Raw genomic sequence first — 8,493 nt, forward strand, 5'->3', positions numbered from 1 at the left:
GTCCGGCGCGGTGACGCCGGACGGTCGCCCGCCTGCATGGATGAGGGTGATATGGATTTCTTTATCCAAATGATCGTGTCGGGACTGAGCGTCGGCGCTGCCTATGCGCTGATCGGTCTCGGCCTGAACCTGACGTTCTGGACCACGCGCGTGCTCAATTTCGGACAGGGTTCGGTGCTGATGGCCGGCGCGATGCTGACGGCCGTCATGGTCGGCGCCGGCGTCAACGTGTTCCTGGCCGTGGGCGTGTCGTTGCTGGCAACGGCCTTCATCCTGTGGGTGGTCGAGGTCGTCGGCGTGCGGCCTACGCGGCGCGTCGCCGGCAGCATGGGATGGGTGGTATCCACGCTTGGAATAGGCATATTCCTGCAAGGAGTGGCGAGCTGGCTGTTCGGCACCCAGGCCGTGGCGTTTCCGGACGTGCTCTTCAGCAGCACGGATACGGTGGAGTTCATGGGCGCCTATATCTCCCTGCAATACATCGCCGTTTTCGTCATCAGTGTGATGATCGTCGGCCTGATGGAACTGTTCCTGCGCCATTCCATCTGGGGCTACGGCGTGCGCGCGGTCGCCCATGACCGCGACCTGGCGTCGCTGATGGGCATACCGGTCTACCGCGTGGTCGTCTTCTCCTTCCTCGTGAGCGGCGTGCTGGCGGGCATCGCCGGCATTCTGGTGTCGCAGGTATCGGGCACGGTGGATCCGAACTTCGGCCTGCATCTGTTGATCCTGGCGTTCGTTGCGGCCGTCATGGGCGGCATGGGCAGTGCGTTCGGCTCGCTGGTGGGCGGGTTGATCCTGGGCATCCTGGAAAAGCTGGTGGGCGGCTATGTCTCGCCCGCTGCGGCCGAGGTCGTGGCCTTCGTGCTCTTGATAGGCGTGTTGACGATCCGGCCGCAGGGCCTGTTTGGCAAGCGCGAAACGGTGAAGGTGTGAGGACGATGAAACAGCTAGGAAAAATCCTGTCGAACTCCTGGACGCTTGGTGCGCTGGCCGTGGCGCTGGCGGTGGGCGCCGGCCATGTCGCCACCGGCACGGTCCAGATGTGGAGCTTCGTCATCATCAATATCCTGCTCGCACAGGGCATCAATCTGCTGACCGGCATCAGCGGGCAGATTTCGCTGGGCCACGCCGGATTCTTCGCCATCGGCGCCTATGCCAGCGCCATCGCGATGAAATCCTGGGGGGTGCCGTTCCCCGTGGCGCTGGTACTGGCCACCTTTGGCGCTGCGGCGATCGGCTTGCTACTGGCGGGCCCTGCGGGCCGAGTGCGCGAGTTCTATCTGGCGATGATGTCGCTGGGCTTCGGCCTGATCGTCTATGAACTGGCGCGCGAGTTGCGCGGCGTGACGGGAGGGGTGATGGGCATGCGCGGCATTCCGTCGTCGCAGATAGGAACCTTGCAGATCTTCGGTTGGAGCATCGACACCGTTGCGTACTTCCGCATTCTGCTGGTGGTGTTGCTGGTCGTCATGCTGATGTTGCGCAACTTCGTCAAAAGCCATTTCGGCAGGGCGTTCTACGCCGTGCACGTCAGCGAAATCGCCGCCGGTTCACTGGGCATATCCCAGGCCGCCGTCAAACGTGCCGCCTATGCCATCAGCGGCGGGCTCGCGGGCCTGGCAGGGGGTTTCTATGCGCACATGATCGGCTATCTGACGCCGGAGAGCTTCGGCCTGATGCGGTCCATCGAGATCCTGGTGATGTCCATCGTGGGCGGCCTGGGTTCGCTCGCGGGACAGGTATACGGGGCGGTGCTGTTCACCTACCTGCCGCAGAAGCTGCAGGCTTTCAATGACTATCAGTACATCGTCTATGGCTTGATTCTGGTGTTCATCTTCTCCTTGTTGCCCAAGGGCCTGGCTGGCTTGCTGCGCACGCAGACACGCTACAGCAAGTTCGACCAATTGCGCCCCGCAGCGGGCAGCGCGGCCGAGCCGCCAATGTCGCGGCGGCAGCCCGCGGCAGGCATTGGTGGAGGACAAGCGTTGGTGCGTGTCGAGGGCGTGGTCATGGAGTTTTCCGGCCTGCGCGCGCTGGCAGGAGTGTCGCTCGAGCTCAGCGCCGGCAGCATCACCGCGCTGGTCGGCCCCAATGGCTCGGGCAAGAGCACGCTGGTCAACGTCATCAGCGGCATCTATGCGCCGACTTCGGGGCGCATTCTTTACAAAGGCCAGGACATCGCCGGCTGGCCCTCCCACAGGGTGGCGCAGGCTGGCATCACCCGAACCTTCCAGGATCCGCGCAACGTGCCCAGCTTTACAGTGCGCGAGAACATCCTGATGGGTGCCCATCGCCGCTATCGGCACGGCGCCCTTGCCGCAGCTTTCAATACGCCCGGTGCGAGGCGCGAGGAGGGCGCCCTGCTGCGCCAGGTCGAAGCCTTGATGCAGGCGGCCGGGTTGGCCGGGCACGCGGACGCCATCATGAGCGAATTGCCCTACGGCATACAGCGCCTGGCCGAGGTTGCCCGCGCCCTGGCGAGCGATCCGGAGCTGTTGCTGCTGGACGAACCCGCCGCCGGCCTGTCCGAAGTGGAGTCCGAACACCTGGTCAGGCTGGTTCGCCTGGCGCGCGATCATGGCGTGGCCATCATGATCATTGATCACCACATGGATTTTCTGGCCGAACTGGTCGACGAAGTGGTGGTGTTCGAAGCCGGCGAGGAAATCTACCGGGGTGACATGGATGGCATGCGCGCCGACCGGGCCGTGATCCAGGCCTATCTTGGCGTTGAGGAGCCGGCCCATGCTTGAAGTCCGCAATCTGCAGGTAAGTTACGGCGCGATCGATGCCGTGCGTGGTGTCAGCCTGACGGCGCGCCCTGACGGCATCACGGCTCTGATAGGCGCGAACGGCGCCGGCAAGTCGTCGCTGATGCGAGCGATATCAGGAGTGACGCCGATCAAGGGCGGACAGATTCTGCTGGATGGCGAGGACATATCTCGCCTGCCTCCGCACGAGCGCGCGCGGCGGGGCCTGGCGCACGCCATGGAGGGACGGCGCATCTTCCATCAACACACGGTAGAGGAAAACCTTATTACGGCTTGGCACTTTCGCAAACCCAGAGGCAATTTCAAGACAGCGCTGGAGCAGGTGTACGGCAATTTTCCGGTTTTGGCGCAACGCCGGGCAGCGAAGGCGGGGACCCTGAGCGGCGGCCAGCAGCAGATGCTGATCCTGTCGATGGCCACGTTGCATGAGCCGCGCTGCGTGCTGCTGGACGAGCCGTCCCTGGGGCTGGCGCCCATCGTCGTCGCGCAGATATTCGACTTCATCAAACAGTATTGCGCGCAGGGCGGCCGTGTGGTTTTGCTCAGCGAGCAGATGGCCAGCCTGGCGCTTAGAGTGGCCGATTTCGGCTACGTGCTCAAGCACGGTACGACGGTCTTCGAGGGCACACGCGAAGTGCTGAAGGGCGGCGCGGGGGCGGCGCTGTCCAGCGCCTATCTGGGCGCAGGCAGAACGGAATAGGCAGACATGCAGACCGAAAACAAGGACAGGCCGCCCGTGGGCGAAAACATCGATACCGAACTGCTGGTACTGGGCGGCGGGCCGGGCGGTTATACGGCGGCCTTCCGCGCCGCCGATCTGGGGCTGGCGGTGACGCTGGTCGAGGAACGGCCGGCCCTCGGAGGCGTATGCCTGAACGTGGGTTGCATCCCTTCCAAGGCCCTGCTGCACGCAGCCAGCGCCCTGGAAGAGACGCGAGGCCTGCACGAGCTGGGCATCGAGTTCGGCGAGCCGCGCATTCGCCTCGACAAGTTGCGGCGGTGGAAGGAGGCGTTGGTCGCCAAACTGAACGGCGGACTGGCGGGCCTGGCAAAACGGCGCAAGGTTCGCGTGGTGCATGGCCTGGGGCAGTTCACTGGGTCCAACACCCTGGAGGTCGCCGGCGGCCAAACCGTGCGCTTCAAACAGGCCATCATTGCCGTGGGCTCGCATCCCGTGCGCTTGGCGGGCTTGCCGGACGATCCTCGCATCATGGATTCCAGTGATGCCCTGGCGCTTGAGAGTGTGCCCCAGCGCCTGCTCGTGGTGGGTGGCGGCATCATCGGCATGGAACTTGCCACGGTGTACGCGGCGCTTGGCACGAGGGTGACGGTGGTGGAACTGACCGACGGCCTCCTGCCGGGATGCGACCGCGATCTGGTGAAGCCCCTGGAGCAGCGGGTGGCCAGCCGATACGAGGCCATTCTGACTGGCACGCGGGTGGTCTCGGCCAGCGCGCGGGAGGACGGGGTGCACGTCGTGTTCAGCGGGCCGCATGGCGTCGGACCCCAGGTGTATGATGCCGTCTTGGTCGCGGCCGGCCGCCGGCCCAACGGGGCCCGGATCGGAGCAGACCGCGCCGGAGTCCTCGTGGACGAACGCGGTTTCATTGCGGTGGATGAACGCCAGCGCACCAATGTCCCGCATATTCTGGCCATAGGCGATGTCGTCGGTGAACCGATGCTGGCGCACAAGGCGGCCTACGAGGGCAAGGTGGCGGCCGAGATAGCGGCGGGCAAGAAGGCAGGCAACGATGCCAAGGTAATTCCGGCAGTCGCCTACACGGATCCGGAAGTGGCGTGGGTGGGCTTGACCGAGACCGCCGCGCGCCGGGACGGCGTGGCGTTCGAGTCGGCCAGCTTCCCCTGGGCGGCCAGCGGCCGCGCGCTGAGCCTGGGACGCGGAGAGGGACTGACCAAGATCCTGGTCGAGCCACGGACTCGCGCCTTGCTGGGGGTGGGCATGGTGGGGCCGCAGGCGGGCGATCTGATCTCTGAAGCGGCGCTGGCCATCGAGATGGGCGCGGAGCCCGGTGACATCGCGCTTACCATACACCCGCACCCGACCTTGTCGGAGACGCTGGCGTTTGCCGCCGAGGCCTATGAGGGGACGCTCACCGAGTTGTTCTTCTCTGGGAAAAAAAGTTAAGTATGCGGCCGGTCCACGCAATTCACCGGGAGGGTTTGATCAGTGGCAACATGGAATAATTCGGTGCCGACGCACAAGGCGATGCACCAATTGAAGCGCGAAGCGCTGCTGCGCCAGGCGATTGCCGCCTTCAATCAGAAAGGGTTCCACGCTACTTCGCTGGGAGATATCGCGACCAGCCTGGGCGTGACCAAGGCCGCGCTCTATCACTATTTCCCGAACAAGCATGCCCTGCTGTATGAGGCGTTCGCCGAGGCGTTGCGAGTGGGGTTCGAGGCCATCGAGGCGGCCGAACGCCATGGCGGCACCGGCCTGGAAAAGCTGCAGCTCGCGTTGCGCGAGTACCTGGAGGTGACGCTCAGCGAAATGAGCCGCTGCGTCATCATTACAGAAGAGCATGCGCTCGAACCGGACGACCGCGCCGAGATCGTCAAGCAGCGCGACCGCTTCGAAGCCAAGCTGCGCGCCTTCGTGCGCGAGGGCATGGAGGACGGCAGCATTATCCAGTGCGATCCGAAGCTGGCCATCTTTTCCATTTTTGGTGCCGTGAATTGGGTGCCGAAGTGGTATTCGGACGCGGGGGAATGGAACAATAAACAGCTGGCCAAAGGCATGTCCGAACTGCTGTGCCGTTCCATCGCCAGCAAGCCTCCGGAGGGGTTTGCGCCCGACATCGGCAAGATGCAGGTGGAATAGCCGCGCCGCCGAGGAAAATTTACGTTCTAATCGCCGTCTATGAAGCTAGCGCCAACACGCCGGCCGCAGCTTGCGGCCCGCCAGACCGGGGAAAACAGAATGAGAACATCCTTGCTTTTCGTGGCCGCCATCGTGACGGGCTGCGCCAGCACCAGTTCCGGCGACCTGCTGACCGAATCGAAGGTGGCGGCCATCAAGCTCAATGTCACGACCTACGACGAGATGGTCCGGAACTACGGCCCGCCCCGCTCCCAGAGCGTCAACCGGGATGGACTGACCACGGCCACCTGGTTCTATTTCGACAACAGCGCCTACGGTGCGATGGACAACCAGCAGACCTTGACGGTGATCTTCAACAAGGATCGCACGGTCAAGGACTACATGAACGCGTCGGCCGGGTCAGGCAAGAGCCGGTAAACCGGACAGGAACTGCTGGCCGGGCGGTCAGAGCACCAGCTTCAGCCCGATGGCGAACATGGCCGCGGCGACGCAGCCGTCCAGCACCCGCCACGCGTCGGGATTGGCGAAGATGGGCCGCAGCAGGCGCGCGCCATAGCCCAGGGCAAAGAAGAAAGCGAACGAGGCCGAAATCGCGCCCAGCGCGAAGGCGGTCTTGTGGCCGTCGTACTGGCTGGACACCGATCCCAGCAGGACCACCGTGTCCAGGTATACGTGGGGATTGAGCCAGGTCAGTGCCAGGCAGGTCGCCAGCGCGGCTGCGCGTCCCGCCGTCTGGGTGGAGGACGGCGTCAGGTTGTCATGGCGGGCGCGCAACGCCGACCTCAGGCTGCGCGCGGCATAGGCAAACAGGAACAGGGCGCCGCCATAGCGCAGGGCGGGTTCCAGCCAGGGCAGGGCGCCGACCGCCAGGCCGAAACCGGCCACGCCGGCGCTGATCAGGATGGCGTCCGACAGGGCACAGGCCAGGCAGACGGCAAAGACATGTTCCTGGCGCAGTCCTTGGCGCAGGACGAACGCGTTCTGCGCGCCGATCGCCATGATGAGGCTCAGGCCGAGCAGGAATCCGGGAATGTAGGCGGTGGTCATCGATACCCTTCAGGGAAGGGCGACAGACTAGCCTTTGCCAAAAGATCAGGAAAACTAATTATCCTAATCCTTATTCAGTTCTGCTAATTTTCGCGGCGCATTCCGCCGGTCGGAAGGGGCCGGCGATGGCGGCACGGGACCGGAGTGGTCCGATGCCGCCCGTAGCGGTGCGGTGAACTCAGCTGCCGCCCTGGTCGGCAGCGCGCAGGATGCCGTACAGCTTGTCCTTCAGGTGCAGTTTCTCCTTCTTCAGCACTTCGACCTCGTTGCCCGACGCCGGCTGGATGCCGGCCTCCATGTTCTTGATTTCCTGGTCCAGGTCATTGTGACGCTGGAACAGCGCTGAGAAATGCGCGTTTTCGGATTTCAGTTGGGTAATGAGGTGGCGGTATTCAGGGAACATAGGGGCCTCTTTAAAGAACCGGTTGATGGGCACTGCGGGAAACCGGGGAACCTGATGATCCATAAAGCTTTCGATTCCATGACACGCCAAGCCCGCGCCGTTGTCAACCGCCCGGGCGGCCGCGGCCAGCCGGCGGATTGATGCCGCGCAAGCCCGGCCGGCACTGATTCTGTCGTGGCTGTTCACCTTTGCTTACATGCAGATCCGTCCCCGGCGATACACTCGCTTCCCCGTGGTCTGCCATAAATTTGAAATGAATCAGCGCGCGTCCATCCTTCGCCAGGTCTTTGATCTTTTCAAGCAGGACGGGAGAATCCACCCGGGAACGGGCATGATGAGCGGCGTGATTGCGCTGTTCCTGGCCATCCTGGCGGTGCTGGGGGTCCTGGCGTTCCACTTTCCCGCCTACCTGACCACGCCGGAGCTGCGCAGCTTCTACAACGTCGACGTGATGCGCGGCCTGCTGTTCGGGGCGCTGCTGGTATCGGGCACGATCGCGCTGGCCAATACCGTGCTGGGCCGTCAGCGCTGGCTGAACATCGCGGCCTTCGTGCTGGTGTGCGGGGCGGTGGCCGCGGGCGGCAGCAATGTGGTGGTGACCTCGTCCAATACCGGCAACCATCCCTATCTGGGGCTGGACTGGTTCATCCTGGACCTCTTGGCTTCCAGCACCGTGTTCATCATTTTCGAGAAATTGTTCCCGCTGTACCCGGGCCAGCCGGTGTTCCGCGGCGAATGGCAGGTGGACATGAAGCACTTTCTGTTCAACCACCTGTCGGTGGGGGCGGTGCTGCTGTGCATCAACTTCTTCGTGCACCGGCTGTTTTCCTGGGCGGCCTACGAGCCCCTGCAGCAGGCGATCGTGTCGCTGCCTTATCTGGCGGAGTTGTTCCTGGCCGTGCTGGTGGCGGATCTGGTGCAGTACGCGGCGCACCGCGCGTATCACGAAGTGCCGTTCCTGTGGCGCATCCACGCGGTGCACCACAGTACCCGCACGCTGGACTGGCTGGCCGGTTCGCGCCTGCACATCGTCGAATTGCTGATCACCCGGGTCGCGGTGCTGGGCGTGCTGTTCGCGCTGGGCTTTTCCAAGCCGGTGCTGGACGCCTACATCATCATCGTCGGCTTCCAGGCGGTGCTGATCCATTCCAATGTGAGGCTGCCCTGGGGCTGGCTGCGTTACATCATCGTGACGCCGGACTCTCACCACTGGCACCACTCCTCGGACACCGAGGCGATCGACCGGAACTATGCCGCGCACTTCTCGTTCATCGATTACGCGTTCGGCACGGCGGTGCGCGGTGTGAGCAAGCGCCTGCCCGAGAACTACGGCATCCTGGACAACGACATGCCGGGTACCTTCCTGGCACAGCAGGCCTACCCGTTCGCCCGCAAGAAATGAAACGGCGGCGCGCCCAGTGCGCGCC

At 64.1% G+C, this 8,493-nt stretch carries 9 protein-coding genes; 7 read left to right on the forward strand and 2 right to left on the reverse strand.

Translation table 11 applies throughout. The features are described 5' to 3' along the window. The first annotated feature begins 51 nt into the window (after nt 1–51). The 6 genes from AC6LKD_RS32035 (at nt 52) to AC6LKD_RS32060 (ending at nt 6,033) form a co-directional block, all read left to right on the forward strand. Nucleotides 52–936: a branched-chain amino acid ABC transporter permease gene (locus AC6LKD_RS32035; RefSeq protein ID WP_013395506.1), complete on the forward strand. Its 885-nt coding sequence runs from the start codon at nt 52–54 to the stop codon at nt 934–936. Between the two features lie 5 nt (nt 937–941). Beyond that, nucleotides 942–2,756, forward strand: coding sequence for a branched-chain amino acid ABC transporter ATP-binding protein/permease (locus AC6LKD_RS32040; RefSeq protein ID WP_013395505.1), 1,815 nt, complete (start codon nt 942–944; stop codon nt 2,754–2,756). Continuing rightward, nucleotides 2,749–3,474 (forward strand): ABC transporter ATP-binding protein, encoded by a 726-nt coding sequence (locus AC6LKD_RS32045; RefSeq protein ID WP_498118497.1) that lies wholly within the window; start codon nt 2,749–2,751, stop codon nt 3,472–3,474. The genes AC6LKD_RS32040 and AC6LKD_RS32045 overlap by 8 nt, the downstream gene beginning before the upstream one ends. A gap of 6 nt (nt 3,475–3,480) precedes the next feature. Beyond that, nucleotides 3,481–4,920 (forward strand): dihydrolipoyl dehydrogenase, encoded by a 1,440-nt coding sequence (lpdA, locus tag AC6LKD_RS32050; RefSeq protein ID WP_498118498.1) that lies wholly within the window; start codon nt 3,481–3,483, stop codon nt 4,918–4,920. Nucleotides 4,921–4,962: 42 nt separating this feature from the next. After that, on the forward strand, nt 4,963–5,616 hold the full coding sequence (locus AC6LKD_RS32055; RefSeq protein ID WP_013395502.1) for a TetR/AcrR family transcriptional regulator: 654 nt from the start codon (nt 4,963–4,965) through the stop codon (nt 5,614–5,616). Nucleotides 5,617–5,715: 99 nt separating this feature from the next. Beyond that, complete coding sequence (locus AC6LKD_RS32060) at nt 5,716–6,033, forward strand: hypothetical protein (RefSeq protein ID WP_498118499.1); 318 nt, start codon at nt 5,716–5,718, stop codon at nt 6,031–6,033. Nucleotides 6,034–6,060: 27 nt separating this feature from the next. Here the strand turns inward: AC6LKD_RS32060 and AC6LKD_RS32065 are convergent, their stop codons facing one another. Both AC6LKD_RS32065 and AC6LKD_RS32070 read right to left on the reverse strand, forming a co-directional pair. Next, a complete protein-coding gene (locus tag AC6LKD_RS32065; RefSeq protein ID WP_013395500.1) occupies nt 6,061–6,663 on the reverse strand; it encodes a LysE/ArgO family amino acid transporter in 603 nt (200 codons plus the stop codon). A 178-nt stretch (nt 6,664–6,841) separates the two neighbouring features. Next, nucleotides 6,842–7,066 carry an HP1242/YdcH family protein gene (locus tag AC6LKD_RS32070; protein ID WP_013395499.1) on the reverse strand — a complete coding sequence of 75 codons (225 nt, stop codon included), beginning with the start codon at nt 7,064–7,066 and terminating at the stop codon, nt 6,842–6,844. A 253-nt stretch (nt 7,067–7,319) separates the two neighbouring features. On the opposite strand from AC6LKD_RS32070, the gene AC6LKD_RS32075 reads away from it, so the two are divergent. Continuing rightward, nucleotides 7,320–8,468 (forward strand): sterol desaturase family protein, encoded by a 1,149-nt coding sequence (locus tag AC6LKD_RS32075; RefSeq protein WP_013395498.1) that lies wholly within the window; start codon nt 7,320–7,322, stop codon nt 8,466–8,468. The last annotated feature ends 25 nt before the right edge of the window (nt 8,469–8,493 follow it).

The organism is Achromobacter sp. D7-1 (assembly GCF_059760445.1).